The sequence below is a fragment of the Thermoactinospora rubra genome, assembly GCF_002093975.1.
Lineage (GTDB): Bacteria > Actinomycetota > Actinomycetes > Streptosporangiales > Streptosporangiaceae > Nonomuraea > Nonomuraea rubra_A.
Genome location: NZ_MSZZ01000010.1, coordinates 264,470 through 280,050 on the forward strand (window position 1 = coordinate 264,470; position 15,581 = coordinate 280,050).

16 protein-coding genes and 2 pseudogenes are annotated in these 15,581 nt (G+C 71.9%); 8 read left to right on the top strand and 10 right to left on the bottom strand.

The window, feature by feature from the left end; all coding sequences use genetic code 11:
- Window positions 1–109: 109 nt before the first annotated feature.
- Window positions 110–1,327 carry an ABC transporter ATP-binding protein gene (locus BSB02_RS19785; protein ID WP_084960485.1) on the bottom strand — a complete coding sequence of 406 codons (1,218 nt, stop codon included), beginning with the start codon at window positions 1,325–1,327 and terminating at the stop codon, window positions 110–112.
- Between the two features lie 155 nt (window positions 1,328–1,482).
- Here BSB02_RS19785 and BSB02_RS19790 point away from each other — a divergent pair, with 155 nt between their 5' ends.
- Complete coding sequence (locus BSB02_RS19790) at window positions 1,483–2,568, top strand: LacI family DNA-binding transcriptional regulator (RefSeq protein WP_084960486.1); 1,086 nt, start codon at window positions 1,483–1,485, stop codon at window positions 2,566–2,568.
- On the opposite strand, the gene BSB02_RS19795 is transcribed toward BSB02_RS19790, so the two are convergent.
- The 3 genes and pseudogenes from BSB02_RS19795 to BSB02_RS43045 form a co-directional block, all read right to left on the bottom strand.
- Window positions 2,565–2,759, bottom strand: a complete 195-nt coding sequence (locus tag BSB02_RS19795) for a hypothetical protein (RefSeq protein WP_206184786.1) — start codon at window positions 2,757–2,759, stop codon at window positions 2,565–2,567. The two genes, BSB02_RS19790 and BSB02_RS19795, sit on opposite strands and share 4 nt — an antisense overlap.
- Window positions 2,760–2,780: 21 nt before the next feature.
- A pseudogene (locus BSB02_RS43615) lies at window positions 2,781–2,891 on the bottom strand (hypothetical protein); the annotation flags it as partial.
- 107 nt (window positions 2,892–2,998) lie between these two features.
- A pseudogene (locus tag BSB02_RS43045) lies at window positions 2,999–3,091 on the bottom strand (glutathione peroxidase); the annotation flags it as partial.
- Between the two features lie 429 nt (window positions 3,092–3,520).
- On the opposite strand from BSB02_RS43045, the gene BSB02_RS41535 reads away from it, so the two are divergent.
- Window positions 3,521–4,069 (top strand): aggregation-promoting factor C-terminal-like domain-containing protein, encoded by a 549-nt coding sequence (locus BSB02_RS41535; protein WP_206184787.1) that lies wholly within the window; start codon window positions 3,521–3,523, stop codon window positions 4,067–4,069.
- Between the two features lie 55 nt (window positions 4,070–4,124).
- Here BSB02_RS41535 and BSB02_RS19810 read toward each other — a convergent pair whose 3' ends face one another.
- On the bottom strand, window positions 4,125–4,763 hold the full coding sequence (locus tag BSB02_RS19810; RefSeq protein ID WP_240506527.1) for a TetR/AcrR family transcriptional regulator C-terminal domain-containing protein: 639 nt from the start codon (window positions 4,761–4,763) through the stop codon (window positions 4,125–4,127).
- A gap of 73 nt (window positions 4,764–4,836) precedes the next feature.
- Here BSB02_RS19810 and BSB02_RS19815 point away from each other — a divergent pair, with 73 nt between their 5' ends.
- The 5 genes from BSB02_RS19815 (at window position 4,837) to BSB02_RS19835 (ending at window position 12,132) form a co-directional block, all read left to right on the top strand.
- Window positions 4,837–5,952 (top strand): ferritin-like domain-containing protein, encoded by a 1,116-nt coding sequence (locus BSB02_RS19815; protein ID WP_084960489.1) that lies wholly within the window; start codon window positions 4,837–4,839, stop codon window positions 5,950–5,952.
- 127 nt (window positions 5,953–6,079) lie between these two features.
- The gene (locus tag BSB02_RS19820) at window positions 6,080–6,721 is read left to right on the top strand and encodes a hypothetical protein (protein ID WP_084960490.1); all 642 of its coding nucleotides are present in this window, start codon (window positions 6,080–6,082) and stop codon (window positions 6,719–6,721) included.
- Window positions 6,722–6,857: 136 nt separating this feature from the next.
- Entirely contained in the window at window positions 6,858–8,552 is a 1,695-nt protein-coding gene (locus BSB02_RS19825) for an ABC transporter ATP-binding protein (RefSeq protein WP_206184788.1), read from the top strand.
- On the top strand, window positions 8,549–10,378 hold the full coding sequence (locus BSB02_RS19830) for an ABC transporter ATP-binding protein (RefSeq protein WP_084960492.1): 1,830 nt from the start codon (window positions 8,549–8,551) through the stop codon (window positions 10,376–10,378). The genes BSB02_RS19825 and BSB02_RS19830 overlap by 4 nt, the downstream gene beginning before the upstream one ends.
- 167 nt (window positions 10,379–10,545) lie before the next feature.
- On the top strand, window positions 10,546–12,132 hold the full coding sequence (locus BSB02_RS19835) for an ABC-F family ATP-binding cassette domain-containing protein (RefSeq protein ID WP_084960493.1): 1,587 nt from the start codon (window positions 10,546–10,548) through the stop codon (window positions 12,130–12,132).
- Between the two features lie 3 nt (window positions 12,133–12,135).
- Here BSB02_RS19835 and BSB02_RS19840 read toward each other — a convergent pair whose 3' ends face one another.
- From BSB02_RS19840 to BSB02_RS19850, 3 genes are read right to left on the bottom strand one after another with little or no spacing between them, the layout of a single operon-like run.
- A complete protein-coding gene (locus BSB02_RS19840) occupies window positions 12,136–12,447 on the bottom strand; it encodes a hypothetical protein (RefSeq protein ID WP_143590897.1) in 312 nt (103 codons plus the stop codon).
- A 56-nt stretch (window positions 12,448–12,503) separates the two neighbouring features.
- Window positions 12,504–12,833 carry a DUF202 domain-containing protein gene (locus BSB02_RS19845; RefSeq protein ID WP_084960495.1) on the bottom strand — a complete coding sequence of 110 codons (330 nt, stop codon included), beginning with the start codon at window positions 12,831–12,833 and terminating at the stop codon, window positions 12,504–12,506.
- 13 nt (window positions 12,834–12,846) lie between these two features.
- Window positions 12,847–13,182: a YidH family protein gene (locus tag BSB02_RS19850; RefSeq protein WP_084960496.1), complete on the bottom strand. Its 336-nt coding sequence runs from the start codon at window positions 13,180–13,182 to the stop codon at window positions 12,847–12,849.
- A gap of 65 nt (window positions 13,183–13,247) precedes the next feature.
- Here BSB02_RS19850 and BSB02_RS19855 point away from each other — a divergent pair, with 65 nt between their 5' ends.
- Entirely contained in the window at window positions 13,248–14,156 is a 909-nt protein-coding gene (locus BSB02_RS19855) for a DUF3500 domain-containing protein (RefSeq protein ID WP_143590915.1), read from the top strand.
- A 60-nt stretch (window positions 14,157–14,216) separates the two neighbouring features.
- On the opposite strand, the gene BSB02_RS19860 is transcribed toward BSB02_RS19855, so the two are convergent.
- Window positions 14,217–14,597, bottom strand: coding sequence for a hypothetical protein (locus tag BSB02_RS19860; RefSeq protein ID WP_240506528.1), 381 nt, complete (start codon window positions 14,595–14,597; stop codon window positions 14,217–14,219).
- Between the two features lie 39 nt (window positions 14,598–14,636).
- Window positions 14,637–15,497 carry a class I SAM-dependent methyltransferase gene (locus tag BSB02_RS19865; RefSeq protein ID WP_084960499.1) on the bottom strand — a complete coding sequence of 287 codons (861 nt, stop codon included), beginning with the start codon at window positions 15,495–15,497 and terminating at the stop codon, window positions 14,637–14,639.
- Between the last annotated feature and the right edge of the window lie 84 nt (window positions 15,498–15,581).

Here is a 15,581-nt window from a genome sequence, read left to right on the forward strand (position 1 = left end):
CCGGCGAGGTCACCGCGGCGGGCCGGCGGGCGCCGCGCCGAGACGGCACCGGGCCCTCGCCGTGGGAGGGGGTCGCGGCGAGGGCCCGGATGGCTTTCCCGGAAGGGAACTAGCGGCCGATGTTGGCCTCGTGGCCGATGGCCAGGCCGGAGTCGGTGTCGAAGAAGTGCAGGTTGTGCGTGTCGACGACCAGGTCGATGCTCTGGCCGGGACGCACGTGGCTGCGGGCGTTCACGCGGGCGGTCCACAGGGACTTGTCGCCCGTCAGCGGCAGCGTGGCCTCTTCCTCGTCGGTGGTCTCCTGCGCGGCGACGGTGTCCTTGTGCTCCACCGGCGGGGCGTCGATGAGGAACAGGACGTTGATCTCCGAGCCCAGCTCCTCGGTGACCTCGGCCTTGACCGGGATGGTGGCCCAGCCGTTGGCGTGCTGGCCGGCCGAGCCGGCGTCCTCGAAGTCGGAGGGCCGGATGCCGAGGATGACCTTGCGGCCGATGTACCTGTCCAGGCCGGGCTTCTCGGTGAAGGTCGTCTCGGGGATCGGCAGCTTGTAGCCGGCGAAGGCCACGTGCGCACCGCCCTCGCGGACGAGCTCGGCGGTGACGAAGTTCATGGCCGGCGAGCCCATGAAGCCGGCGACGAACAGGTTGACGGGCTTGTCGAAGAGGTTCTGCGGGGTGTCGACCTGCTGCAGGACGCCGTCGCGAAGGACGCAGACGCGGTCGCCCAGGGTCATGGCCTCGACCTGGTCGTGGGTGACGTAGACGGTCGTGGTGCGCAGACGCTCGTGCATCTGGTTGAGCGAGGCGCGCATCGACACGCGCAGCTTGGCGTCCAGGTTCGACAGCGGCTCGTCCATGAGGAAGGCCTGCGGGTTGCGCACGATCGCGCGGCCCATCGCCACGCGCTGGCGCTGACCGCCGGACAGCGCGGCCGGCTTGCGGCTGAGGTACTGCTCCAGGCCGAGCATCTTCGCGGCTTCCTGCACGCGCTTTTCGATCTCCGGCTTGGGCATCTTGCGGAGCTTCAGGCCGAAGGCGAGGTTCTCCTTGACCGTCATGTGCGGGTAGAGCGCGTAGTTCTGGAAGACCATCGCGATGTCGCGGTCCTTGGGCGGCAGGTGGTTGACCACCTTGTCGCCGATGAGGATCTCCCCGGCGCTGATGTCCTCCAGGCCCGCGATCATCCGGAGCGCGGTCGACTTGCCGCATCCAGACGGGCCGACGAGCACCATGAACTCGCCGTCCTTGATCTCAAGGTTGAGTCCGTTCACGGCCTTCACGCCACCGGCGTAGACCTTGTCGACGTTGTTGAGAACGATGGATGCCATTAACTATCCTTCGCGCTACCGGGAGTGGCCCGGCGTGGATACGTTTTCATGCATCTCACCCGAAAGGGACATCGGTGTCAAGACCTCGGAGCTGAGCCGCTTCTCCGGTGCCCACTGGCTTCCCTTCCTGTGAAACATCTGATGGAATCGTTTCCATGCAGCGGGTGACCATCAAGGACGTGGCCGAGGCGGCGGGTGTCGGCGTCGCCACCGTCTCCCGGGTGTTGTCGGGCGGCTCGGCCAGCCCCGAGACGCGCGAGCGCGTGCTGGCGGTGGCCGCGCAGCTGGACTACCGGCCCAGCGCGCTGGGGCGCAACCTGCGCCAGCGCCGCACCGGCGGCATGGGCCTGCTGCTGCCCGACCTGACCGACTCCTTCTACGGCCAGCTGGCCGAGGGCGTGCTGGCGTGCGCCCGCGCGGCGGGCGAACCGGTCATGGTCGGCTCGACCGGCGACGACGCCGAGCAGGAGGCCGAGCTGGTCGGCATGCTCGTCGAGCAGAGCGTCGACAGGGTGATCGCGGTGCCGTCGGGAGGGGCGGACGTGTGGCTGCCCGCCGTCCGGGCGGGCATGACGGTGGTCTTCGCCGACCGCCTCCCGCCGGAGCCGGCGCCTGCGGCCGGCGGCGGCGACATCGACGCTCTGGCCGACCTCATGCGGCTGGACGGGGTGGCCCCGCCGCGGCAGGGAGAGGCCCCCCGCACGACGGCGCGCGGCCTGGACGTGCCCGCCGTGCTGGCCGACGACCGCGCCGGCGTCCGTACGGCGGTGCGCTACCTCACCGGGCTGGGCCACCGGCGGATCGCCTACCTGGGCGTGCCGGGCCACTCCCGCCGGGTCGCCGCCTTCCGCGAGGCGCTGGGCGGCGCGGTGGAGGAGGACCTCATCGTCTACGCCGAGGGCAGCCGCGACTCCGCCTACGCGGCGGCCTCCGGCCTGTTCCAGGCCCGTCCCGACCTGACCGCGGTGATCGCGGGCGGCAACGTGCTCGGCGAGGCCACCGTGCTGGCCGCCCGCGAGCTGGACCTGCGCGTGCCGCAGGACGTGTCGCTGGTGATGTACGACGACGTGCCGTGGGCCGAGCTGTGCTCGCCGCCGCTGACGGTCATCGCCCAGCCCGGCCACGACATCGGCTACCGGGCAGCGGAGCTGGTGCTGCGGGGCGGCGGCCGCCGCCCGCGCACCGTGCTGCTGCCCACCGAGCTCATCGTGCGGGGCAGCTGCGGCCCGCGCCGGCGCTAGAGGAGCTTCTCGATCGCCGCGGTGACGGCCGGGTCCTCCGGCTCGGTGCCCGGGCGGAAGCGGGCCGCCACCGAGCCGTCGCGGTCGAGGAGGAACTTCTCGAAGTTCCACTGGATGTCGCCGGCCTGGCCGTCGGCGTCCGGCGTGTCGGCGATCGCGGCGTAGAGCGGGTGGCGGCCGGGGCCGTTCACCTCGCTCTTCTCCAGCAGGGGGAAGTCGACGCCGTAGGTGGTGGCGCAGAACTCCTGGATCTCCTCGGCCGTGCCGGGCTCCTGGCCCTCAGATCCAGCGAGGGGACTGCCGGGTTGACCCGGCAGGGGAATCGCTTCCCTGTTATAGTTCTCTTGTTCGAAACGGGCAGGGCTTGTCCGTCGCCTACCTCAGCAGAGGGAAGCGAGAAGCCGCTCCCTTCAGGGAGCGGAGGAGTCACGAACTGGTTGCACGGCACGCCGACGACGGTGAACCCGCGCGGGCCGTAGGCGCGCTGGAGGTTGGCCAGGCCGGCGTACTGCGGGGTCTGGCCTCCCTCCGGAGCCGGTACGGCTCGCCGCGGCGAGCATGGGCCCGCTTCCCGGCGCGCCGCCGGCACCAGGCCGGGGCCAGGACGTTTCCCGATCCCGGTAGATCACCGGCCGGAGGGGGTCAACGCGACGCAGCGAGAAGGCCAGAACTGCCGAACGATCACGCAAACATCCGTCCGCGGCGTGTCGCGATGGCGGGCCCGCGGCGCGGCGCCGTATTAGAAACCGCCTTGGGACACGTCGCGGGCCTGCCGGGCCGCCTGCCTGTCAGGCGGTATGGGATCCCGGCCAGGCCGCGGACCTCCCCTCGCCGCAGCCGGCGGCGCGGGGCGAGCAGGTGCCGCAGGAAGAACCGGCGCCCGTCCGCACGCGACCGGATAGCAAGGATCGAGTTGGACAGCAAACGCGCCCTATGCGGCACGCTCCTGACGGTGACCTTCACCTGGGGGAGCACCGTGACCGCCTGGGCGGACTCCGAGTCCGCCGCGGCGGTACGGCCAAGCACCAGGGGCTCCGACGCCGGCACGGTGGACCACCGGACCTGGCGGAACACGACGGGCCCCCACATCATCCACCGGCGGACGTGGCGCGCCGGCTCCACGACCACGGTGGTCCACGCGGGGACCTGGCGCACGGGGGCCAGGCCGCAGCAGCCCAGGGTCATCATCAGGCCGACCAAGGTGGGGAACAAGCGGATCGCCCGGAGCCTGCTTCAGCGGCGGGACTGGCCGTCACGGGAGTTCCAGTGCCTGGACAGCCTCTGGACCCGGGAGAGCAACTGGAACCATGAGGCCTACAACCGCTCGTCCGGCGCCTACGGGATTCCGCAGGCGTTGCCGGCCGGCAAGATGTCCGGCGCCGGCAAGGACTGGCGGCACAATCCGGCCACGCAGATCCGATGGGGCCTGAAGTACATCAAGGGCCGTTACGGCCGGCCGTGCGGCGCCTGGGGCCACTTCAGGTCACACAACTGGTACTGATGCAGCGACTGCCCAGGGGAAGGGGCGGAGGCTCGCAGGGGGAAGGGCACCCCGGTCACGGGGTGCCTTCCTTTCTGCTGAGGTGGCCGGCGATCGCCCGGATCAGCAGCTCGATGCCGAACTCGAACTCCGCCTCGTGGTCGCACGAGCGCAGCAGCGGGGCCAGCGCGCTCACCTCGGGGAAGAGCGCCTGGTCGAGGTCCTCGGCCCTGACCGTGTGGTGCTGGACCGGCGCGAAGGTCGGGGTCACCCCCACCTCGCGCAGCAGCGACCCGACGATGAAGGCGATGAACAGCCGCAGGATCCGCACCGCGTCGGCGCCGTCGAAGCCGGCGCTGCGCAGCGTGGCCAGGGCGCGCTCGACCGGCAGCAGCCCCGCGGTGGAGTGGAGCTGGCGGCTGACGACGAGCATCGTGCAGCGCGGGTAGTGGTGGGCGATCTGTCGGAAGGCGTGGGCCTGCATGCGCACCCGGTCGGTCCAGTGCGCCCCGGGGTCGTCGGTGAACTCGATCTTCGACAGGACGGCCTCGGCCACCCCGTCGAGCACGGCCGCCTTGTTCGGCACGTGGTTGTACAGGGACATCACGCCCACGCCCAGCTCGGCGGCGATGCGGCGCATCGACACGGCGTCGGCGCCCTCCCGCTCGATGAGCTGGATGGCCGCCTCGACGATGCTGGTGCGGGAGAGTGCCACACCTCATTGTATTGACGGACGTACACCGTACGTGCAACCGTTGCACGTACGGTGTACGTACCTGGGAGGCCGCATGTCGACGCACGACCTGTACACGATCCCGGCCGAGCTGGCCACATGGGACGTCCAGATGACCGGATCCACGCGCTTCACGTGGGAGTACGACGACGGCAGAGACCGCATGCTCGCCCTCTACCAGAAGGGCAAGGACAAGCAGTGGGACTCCACCAAGCGCATCGACTGGTCCCTGGAGGTCGACCCCTACGACGTGCTCGGCGTCCCCGACCAGACCATCGCCATCTACGACACGCCGCTGTGGCACCGCATGGACGACCAGACCAGGAAGGAGGTCAGGCGGCACGGCGCGGCCTGGCAGTTCTCCCAGTTCCTGCACGGCGAGCAGGGCGCGATGATCTGCTCGGCCAAGATCGTCGAGACGGTCCCGGACCTGGACTCGAAGTTCTACGCGGCCACCCAGACCATGGACGAGGCCCGGCACGCCGAGACCTACGCCCGCTTCCTGCAGGAGAAGGTCGGCCTGGCCTACCCCATCAACCCGCACCTGAAGTCGCTGCTGGAGTCGACGCTGACCGACTCGCGGTGGGACATGCCGTACCTGGGCATGCAGGTGCTCATCGAGGGCCTGGCCCTGGCGGCCTTCGGCGTCATGCGCGACGTCACCACCAAGCCGCTGCCCAAGCAGATCCTCGCCTACGTCATGCAGGACGAGGCCCGGCATGTCGCCTTCGGCCGGATGGCGCTGCGCGACTACTACAAGAATCTGTCGGAGGCCGAGCTGCGCGAGCGGGAGGACTTCGTCATCGAGGGCTGCTACCTCATGCGCGACCGGCTGCGCGGCAAGGAGCAGTGGGAGAACCTGGGCCTGTCCCCCGCCGAGGTCAAGGAGGCCATGCGGGCGGTCGACCAGTCGGAGTACCTGCGGCTGTTCCGCTCCTTACTGTTCAGCCGCATCGTGCCGTGCGTGAAGGACATCGGGCTGTGGTCGCCGCGCCTGCAGCAGGCCTACGCCGACATGGGCGTGCTGGAGATGGCCGGGCAGTCGCTCGAGGCGCTGATGCGGCAGGACGAGGAGATCGCCGAGAAGCTGGACGCCGAGCGCTTCGCCGCCGAGGAGGCCGAGCGCGCCGCCGAGGTCGAGGAGACCATCGAGCTCGGCATGTCGTCGTGAGACGGCTCTAGCCGGGGAACCGGCCGGAAAATGGCCCCCCTTTGGGTGGGCGGCGCCGTACCCGGGTGAGACAGTGGATGGACCGTCACCTCTCGTCAGGCGTCCCCCGGCCGGAACAGGGGTCGCCATGGCCCGCATCCTCGCCCTCCTCGTGGCCTGCGCCGTGCTGGGCGTCCTCGGCGCCCGGCACGTCACGGCGGCGGCGCCCACGACCTGGCGGCTGGTGGAGATCCGCTGGCACCGGACCGACCGGACCGCCGTTTTCGAGGAGGTTCGCAAGCCCGACGCCCGGGGCGGTGAGATCCGGGTCAGCATCCCGGGTGACCGTTACGGGCTCTGCCCAGGCGGCAAGGAGAAGCTCCGCTTCAAGTGGACCTTCACCCGCTCCCTCCGCACCTTCACCAGTGGCGACTACCTCACCGCCGGCATGCGCTTCCGTACGGAGTCGGTGGCCGCGCCGTGCGAGGGGGAACTGGGCGCGCGCACCTCGGGGACCTTCGTCGGCGCCAACGGCATGGGCAACCCGTTCGGCGCCCGGGAGAGCCTGGAGATGGACGCCGGGTTCACGCGGTCGGTTCACAAGCCGGGGACGGGCGTGCCGTTCGTCCGGCCGGTCCCCAAGTCGATGTGCTGCGCCACCGGCCGGGTCAGCATCGCGCCCAGCTCCTACGTGCCGAACCGGCCGCGCACGTGGTTCGCCATGCTCATCGAGACGCCCGGGGCCACGAACCTGGTCATCTACGTCTACGAGGTCGTCCGGCGCCAATGACGCGCGACGTGACATCGACGCGGCATCGACGTGGCATCACTGAAAACGATTTGATCGCCGGGTTAGCCTGGAGGAGATGCCTCCTGATACCTCATCCCCCAGTCGTCCCCTGCTCGCATCCAACTCCCTGTGGCGCATGAAGTCCTATCTGCGCCCCTACGCCGGCAAGCTGGTGGTCAGCTGGCTGGCCGCCCTCCTCGGCGTCTGCGCCGGCATCGTCTTCCCCCTGATCGGCAAGGAGGTGGTCGACGGTCCCGTGCGAAGCGGAGACGAGGGCGCGCTCGTCTCCCTGGGGCTGGTCGCCTTCGGCGTCGGCGTGGCCGAGGCGCTGATGATCTTCCTGAGGCGGTGGAGCCAGGTCGGCCCGGTGCTCGGCCTGGAGACCCGCATCCGCGACGACCTCTACGCCCACCTGCAGCGGCTGCCGATGCGCTTCCACGGCGAGTGGCAGTCCGGCCAGCTGCTCTCCCGCGCCACCACGGACCTGTCGACGATCCGCCGCTTCCTCGGCTTCGGCCTGCTGTTCCTGGTGATGAACGTCATCCAGCTGACCACCGTCACCGTGGTGCTGCTGAACATGTACTGGCCGCTCGGCCTGCTCGTGGCCGGCTCGGCCGTACCGATCATCTGGGTCAGCCTGCGCTTCGAGAAGCAGTACATCAAGATCTCCCGCCAGGTCCAGGACGAGCAGGGCGACCTCGCCACGCTCGTGGAGGAGTCGGCCATCGGCATCCGCACCGTCAAGGCGTTCGGCCGCAGGCGCCACGTCTATGAGACGTTCGTGAAGAACGCGGAGAAGCTGTACGACTCCTCGATGCGCCGGGTGGACCTGTCGGCCAGGTTCTTCACCTTCCTGGAGGTGATCCCGAACTTCACCCTGGCCCTGGTGCTGCTGCTGGGCGCGCTCGCGGTGGGCACGGGCGGCCTCACGCTGGGCACCCTCGTGGCCTTCACCACGCTGATGCTCCAGCTGGTCTGGCCGATCGCCAGCATGGGCTACATCCTGGCGATGGCCCAGGAGTCCATGACCGCCGCCGACCGCGTGATGGAGGTCATGGACACCGTGCCGGAGATCCGCGGCGGCACCCGCACGATCGACGACCCCCGCGGCCACCTGCGCTTCGAGGGCGTGGGCTTCCGCTTCGACGGCAAGCCGGTGCTGCGCGACGTCTGGCTGGAGGTCCGGCCCGGCGAGACGGTCGCCGTCGTGGGCGCCACCGGCTCGGGCAAGACGACGCTGACCGCGCTCGTCCCCCGCCTGCTGGACGTGACCGAGGGCCGGGTGACGATCGACGGCCACGACGTGCGGGACCTGGACCTGTCCGTCCTGCGGGCCGTGGTGGCCACCGCGTTCGAGGAGCCGACGCTGTTCTCCATGAGCGTGCGGGAGAACCTCACGCTCGGCCACCGGCAGGCCACCGACGAGGAGCTGCGCGAGGCGCTGGAGGTCGCGCAGGCCACCTTCGTCTACGACCTGCCGTGGGGCCTGGACACCCGCATCGGCGAGCAGGGCATGTCGCTGTCCGGCGGGCAGCGGCAGCGCCTGGCGCTGGCGCGGGCGGTCCTGGCCAAGCCGAAGATCCTCGTCCTGGACGACACGCTGTCGGCGCTGGACGTGGAGACCGAGGCGCTGGTGGAGGAGGCGCTGCGGCACGTGCTGCGCGAGGCCACGGGCATCGTGGTCGCCCACCGCGCCTCCACCGTGCTGCTGGCCGACAAGGTGGCGCTGCTGTCGGGCGGCACGATCACCCACGTCGGCCGCCACCACGACCTGCTGGAAGAGGTGCCCGAGTACCGCGAGCTGCTGGCCGCCGAGGAGGTGCTGGCGTGACCGTCACCACCACCACGCAGAGCTGGCGCGGGGTCGCGGCCGAGGACAAGGACGAGATCCCCGAGAAGGTCACCGTCCTGCTGCGGGCCCGCTCCCGCCGGCTGCTGCGCGACCTGCTGCGCCCGCACCGCCGTACGATCGCCCTGCTGACGGGCATCATCGTCGTCTCCAACGCCGCGGGCCTGGCCATCCCCTACCTCGTGGCCGTGGGCATCGACGCCGGCATCCCGCCGATGACGCGCGGCGAGGCCCCGAGGACGCTGCTCGTCGTCGTCGCGGCCATCCTCGGCGCGGCGGTCGCGCAGGCCCTGACCCGGCAGGCCTTCCTCAAGCTGGCCGGCCGCATCGGCCAGGACATCCTGCTGGAGCTCAGGCGCCGCGTGTTCGACCACTTCCAGCGGCTGTCGCTGTCCTTCCACGAGAAGTACACCTCCGGCCGCGTCATCTCCCGCCTCACCTCCGACGTCGAGGCGATCGCGGAGATGCTGCAGTCGGGCTTCGACAGCCTGGTCACCGCGGTGCTGACGCTGTTCGGCACCGCCGCGCTCCTGCTGCTGCTCGACCTGCACCTGGGCCTGGTCGCGCTGATCCCGCTGCCGGTGCTGCTGGTGTTCACCCGCTGGTTCCGCCGCCAGTCGGCCCTCGCCTACCGCCGCACCCGCGAGACGGTCGCCCTGGTCATCGTCCACTTCGTGGAGTCGATGACCGGCATCCGCGCCGTGCAGGCCTTCCGCCGCGAGCCGCGCAACCAGGAGATCTTCGCCGCGCTGAACGACGACTACCGCGCCGCCAACGCCCGCAGCATGCGGCTGATCGCGGTGTTCATGCCGGGCGTCAAGCTCATCGGCAACCTCACCGTGGCCGGGGTGCTGATGTACGGCGGCTGGCTGGCCTTCCACCAGGAGGTCAGCGTCGGCGTGCTGGCCGCCTTCCTGCTCTACCTGCGCCAGTTCTACGAGCCGATGCAGGAGATCAGCCAGTTCTACAACACCCTGCAGTCGGCGGGCGCGGCGCTGGAGAAGCTGTCGGGCGTGCTGGAGGAGGAGCCGGACGTCGCCGACCCGCTGCGGCCCGCCGCGCTGCCCGCGCCGCGCGGCGAGGTCCGCTTCGAGGGCGTCCGCTTCGCCTACGTCGAGGACCGGCCGATCCTGCCGGGCCTGGACCTGACCGTGCCGGCCGGGCAGACCGTGGCGCTGGTGGGCGCCACCGGGGCGGGCAAGACCACGCTCGCCAAGCTCATCTCCCGCTTCTACGACCCCACCGAGGGCCGCGTGCTGCTCGACGGCGTGGACTTACGCGACTTGGAGGAGCCCGTCCTGCGCCGCGCGGTGGTCATGGTGACGCAGGAGAACTTCCTGTTCACCGGCACGGTCGCCGACAACATCCGCTTCGGCCGCCCCGACGCCGCCATGGACGAGGTACGGCGGGCCGCCGAGGCCATCGGCGCCCACGAGTTCATCTCGGCGCTCCCCCAGGGGTACGACACCGAGGTCGGCAAGCGCGGCGGGCGCATGTCGGCCGGGCAGCGGCAGCTCATCGCCTTCGCCCGGGCGTTCCTGGCCGACCCGGCGGTGCTCATCCTGGACGAGGCCACCTCGTCGCTGGACGTGCCCAGCGAGCGCCTGGTCCAGCGGGCGCTGCGCACGATCCTCGCCGACCGCACCGCGCTGATCATCGCGCACCGGCTGTCCACGGTGGAGATCGCCGACCGGGTGCTGGTCATGGAGCAGGGCAGGATCGTCGAGGACGGGCCGCCGCAGGAGCTGATCGGCGCCGAGGGCCGCTTCGCCGGGCTGCACCGGGCCTGGCTGGAGAGCCTGGCCTAGTAGCTCCTTCCCGGCGCGGGGCCCGCGCCCCGCGCCGGGAAAACCGGATGCGGGACGGCACGCCGCCCGCCTACCATGCGTTCCATGCCGACCATCCGGACTTCTTAGCCAGGACACCCGCTTCCACGCCATCCGTGTGTCCTTGAGCTTGTCCGGAGCGTCACTTCATGATTACTTTCCGCGACGTCGACGTGCGCGTCGGCGCCCGTATGCTGCTGTCGGGCATCACCGCCCACATCGCCCCCGGCGACCGCGTCGGCCTGGTCGGCCGCAACGGTGCCGGCAAGACCACGCTGCTGAAGGTCCTGGCCGGGCAGGCGGCCCCGGCCGCGGGCGCCGTCACCCGCACCGGCCCGGTCGCCTACCTGCCGCAGGACCCGGCAGCCGCCGACCCCTCCCTCACCGTCACCGCCCGCATCCTGTCGGCCCGCGGCATGGACGCCGCCGTCCGCGCGCTGCGTGCCGCCGAGCTGGAGCTGGCCACGGCCGGCGAGTGCGCCATGGCACGCTACGCGCGTGCCGAGGCGGAGTTCCAGGCGCGGGGCGGATACGCCGCCGAGGCCAAGGCCGCCAGGGTCGCGGCCGGGCTCGGCCTGCCCGACCGCGTCATGGACCAGCCCCTCGGCGCCCTGTCCGGCGGGCAGCGGCGCCGCGTCGAGCTGGCCCGGGTGCTGTTCGCCGAGGCCGGCACGCTGCTGCTCGACGAGCCGACCAACCACCTGGACGGCGACTCGGTGGCCTGGCTGCGCTCGTTCCTGTCCGGCTACCCCGGCGGGCTGGTGGTGATCAGCCACGACACCGGGCTGCTCGCCGAGGTCGTCAACCGGGTGTGGCGGGTCGACCCCGGCCTGCGCACGATCGAGGTGCACAACACCGGCTGGGAGACCTACCTGGCCGACAGCCGGGCCGCCGAGCGGCGCAGGGCCCGCCAGCGCGCCACCGCGGAACGCAAGGCCGCCGCCCTGCACGCCCAGGCCGACCGGATGCGGGCGCGCGCCTCGACCGCGACCCGGGCCAGGGACATGGCGCGCCGCGCCGACCGCATGCTGGCCGCCGCGGGGCCCGCCCGCCGTACCGAGAAGGTGGCCAGGATCCGGCTGCCCGAGCCGGCTCCGTGCGGGCGGATCCCGCTCGGGGCGGTGAGCCTGGCCAAGTCCTACGGCCCGCTGCGCGTGCTGTCCGGCGTCGACCTGGCGGTCGACCGGGGCGCGCGGATGGCGGTGCTGGGGCTCAACGGCGCGGGCAAGACCACGCTGCTGAAGATCCTGGCCGGGCTGCTGGCCCCCGACTCCGGGCGCGTGGTGCACGGGCCGGGGCTGCGGCTGGGCTACTTCGCGCAGGAGCACGACACGCTCGACCCGGCGCGGACCGTCGGCCGGCACCTGGCCGAGGCCGCCCCGCACCTGACCGACGGCGAGGCGCGGGCGATCCTCGGGTCGTTCCTGTTCTCCGGGGAGGACGTCGACAAGCCGGCCGGCGTGCTGTCGGGCGGCGAGAAGACGCGCCTGGCGCTGGCCGGGCTCGTCAGCTCGCGGGCGAACGTGCTGCTGCTCGACGAGCCGACCAACGACCTGGACCCCGCCTCGCGCGAGGAGGTCCTGGCGGCCGTCGGCGCCTACCGCGGCGCGATCGTCATGGTCACCCACGACGAGCAGGCCGTGGAGGCCCTGCGGCCCGAGCGGGTGCTGCTGCTGCCCGACGGCGTCGAGGACCTGTGGAACGCCGGCTACGCCGAGCTGGTGGGGCTCAGCTGACGCTCACGTGATCCACGGCATGCGGCGGGGGACCGGGCTGCGCAGCCTCTCGTCGTCCAGCGGGCTCGGCTCCCCCGGCATGGCGGCCTCGGGGTGGCGCGTCAGGTACCCGTCGGGGAAGGTGGTGACCTTGGCGGAGCCGCACTTGACGCAGGTGGCCTCGGCCGACGGCGGCGGCACCCGCACCCCGTCGCGCAGCCACACCTCGATGTCGTTGCCGTGCCGGTCCGCCGTGTGCTGGACGACGTAGTCCTCCTGCCAGACGTGCCAGCACCGCTGACACTCGAAGGGAACGGTTCTGCGTTCTTGCTCCACGTTCCTCACCCCCATGTCGAGTGTCCGCCCCTCCCCCGCGGCATTTCAAGCTCGGCTCACGCCCGGACCAGGACGAAGATCGCCGCACCGGCCACCAGGGACAGCGTGCCCAGCCAGGCGAGCAGCACGTCGGCCTGCTCGTCGAGCGGCTCGCCGTTGTGCAGGGCGCGCTGCACCCGGCGGAACCGCGTGCCCGTCCTGGCCAGCAGCACTCCCCCGCACAGCGCGGTCAGCACGAACGCCGCCACCGCGACCGGCGGCAGCCCGGCCCTGGCCGCCAGTCCCGCCGCGCTGATCCCCCCGGCGGCCATGGCCACCGCGCTGCGCACCCACGCCAGGCGGGTGCGCTCGCTCTGCAGCCCCGGATCCCAGATCTGGGCCGACATGCCTCGCCGCCCTTCACGCCGCCATGATGATCATGACGAGCGCGACCACCGCCACGGCGGCCACGCCGTACCCGAAGACCGCGGCCAGGGCGGGCGGCGGCAGCGGCGCCTCGTGGCGCAGGGCGCGCTGGATGTGGCGCCAGCGCGGGTAGGCCATCCCGGCGGCCAGCGCGGACAGCGTGACCAGCATGACGGCCAGCGCCGTGCGCATCCACGGCACGAACACCCCGGCGGGCACCGCCGCCATCGCCACGCCGCCCGCGCTGAGCGCCAGCGCGGTGCTCAGCCAGGTGAGGAAGGTGCGCTCGTTGGCGAGCGTGAAGCGGGGATCCGGCTCCTTTCCATCCATATCGGCAACGCTAGTTGGGCCCCTTTTCCCCTCGAGAACGCGGGATTGGCATGCTGGAAGGCGTGATGCCGACGACCGCCGCCGAGTTCCTCCGCTCGCTGACCGATGCCCAGCGCGAGCGCGCGCTCCACGCCTTCGACGATCCGCGTCGGCGGCAATGGACCTACCTGCCGGGGACGCGGCCCGGGGTGCCGCTGCACGAGCTCGGCGTGCGGGCGCGCAAGCTGGCGCACCGGCTGCTGTCGTCCGCGCTGGACCGGCACGCCTTCGCCCAGGCGGTCACGATCATGGCGTTGGAGGAGGTGCTCGACCTCGACGAGGGCGGGCGGCGCTTCCGGCACAGCGGCGACTACTTCGTGGCGCTGTTCGGGACGCCGGACTCGCCGGCCTGGTCGTGGCGCTTCGAGGGGCACCACCTGTCGGTCACGGCGACGCTGGTCGAGGGGCGCGTGGAGGTGGCGCCGCTGTTCCTGGGGGCGCGCCCGGCGTCGGTCCTGTACGGCGGGGCGGCGGCGGTGGTGCGGCCGTTGCCGCTGGAGGAGGAGCTGGCCAGGGCACTGCTCGGGGAGCTCACCGCGGCGCAGCGGGCGGTGGCGATCGTCGACGGCACGGCGCCGCCGGACATCCTCACCGGGACGGACGCGGCGGTGGAGCGCTCGCTGGAGCCGGTCGGGGTGCGGGGGGCCGACCTGGGGGTCGGCGCCCGTGACCTGCTCGGGCGGCTGGCCGCCGTCTACGCCGACCGTGTGGCACCGGAGGCGCGTCCGGCCTTCGACGTGCGGGAGCTGGCCTTCGCGTGGGCGGGTCCGGCCCGCCGGGGGCTCGGGCACTACTACCGCATCCAGGGCGGGGACCTGCTCGTCGAGTACGACAACACGCAGAACAACGCCACCCACGCGCACAGCGTGCTGCGCCGCCCGGGCGCCGACTTCGGCTCGGGCCTGCTGGCCGCCCACCTCGCCGACGAGCTGTGACGCGGCGCGAGGACGGGACCTATGCCGGTCCCGTCCTCGAGTGGAGAACCCCGGCCGTGCTCAGCTGCAGGCCTTGGCGATCTGCTCCAGGTAGGCGGCGCTCTCGCTGCCGACCTTCTGGACCGCGTCCACGGCCTCGTTCGCCGTGGTCACATTGATCTTGCTCAGCTCGCCGGCGAGGTTGTCCGTCGCCTCCTTGAGCGTGGTGTTGGACGCCTTGTCGGCCAGGTTGTTGAGCTTGGCGGCCGCGTCGTCGATCGCCTTGTCCATCGCCTGGGGGTCGTCGCGGAGCCGGGCGATCTCGGCGCCGAGCTCCTGGAGGATCTTGGGGGCTTCCAGGCACGCCTGCGCCTTGTCGATCGTGCTGTTGACCTCGCTGCAACCGCCGGCCAGGAAGGCCGCCGCCGCGACGAGTATGAGGGACGCACGCATTCGCTTCATGCCCGGACACTACCCAACGGCCTGCCGGACAGGCGCGATCTACGGCCGCGCCACCACCGCGCGGACGAGGCGGCACAGGTCGGCCGGGCGAAGGGCGTCCTTGCGCGCCCACAGCGCCGGGTCGACGGCGTCGGCCTGCCGTACGTGCTCGACGGTCCTCAGCCCGTGCCGCTCCAGCAGCGCCGACAGCTCCCCGGGCGTGAAGAAGCTCAGCCAGGGCTCGCCGCGCTCCTCCGCGGCGGGCAGGGCGAAGGCCGCGTACTCGGCACCGCGGGCGTCGCGCAGCTCGGGTGGCAGGGCGTACTCGGCGATCAGCTCGGTGCCGGGCGCCAGCCCGCCGAGCGCCGCGAGCGTCGCATCCAGCGCCTCGCGTGTGAGGTACATGCACACGCCGAGCCAGCTCACCACCGCGGGCCTGCCCGGGTCGAACCCGTCCGCCACCAGCCGCTGGACCAGGTCGTCCGTCTCGAAGTCCACGCCGGTGAAGGCCAGGCCGGGCGGTGGCGCCAGGCCCGCCGCCGCCAGCAGGGCGCGCTTCCACGCCTGGGTCGCCGGATGGTCCACCTCGTAGATCGCCGGCCCGGCGGCGGGGGTGGTGCGGTAGGCGAAGGTGTCCAGGCCCGCGCCGAGGATGACGTACTGCGCCACGCCCTCGCCGATCCTCGCGGCCAGGTGGCGTTCGGCGTAGGCGCTGCGGGCGGTCACCTGCGCCCGGGTGCCGGCCAGCACGATGTGGTCGCCGTAGGCGCGGTGGTAGCCCACGACCTCCTCGCCCCGCTCCCCCAGCAGCCGCAGGGCCACGGTGTCGTGGAACAGGTGGGGTTCCTGGTCGACCAGCAGGTGGGCGGCACGTCCCCCGGCGGCCATGAGCGCGGTCTGGCTGGGCTGCTCGTCATGCATGAGCCGGAATTCCCTTTCGTCGCCGTCGTAACGAAAGGACTTTATCCAGCAATTCCGATTTATGCTGACAGCATAGCATAAAGA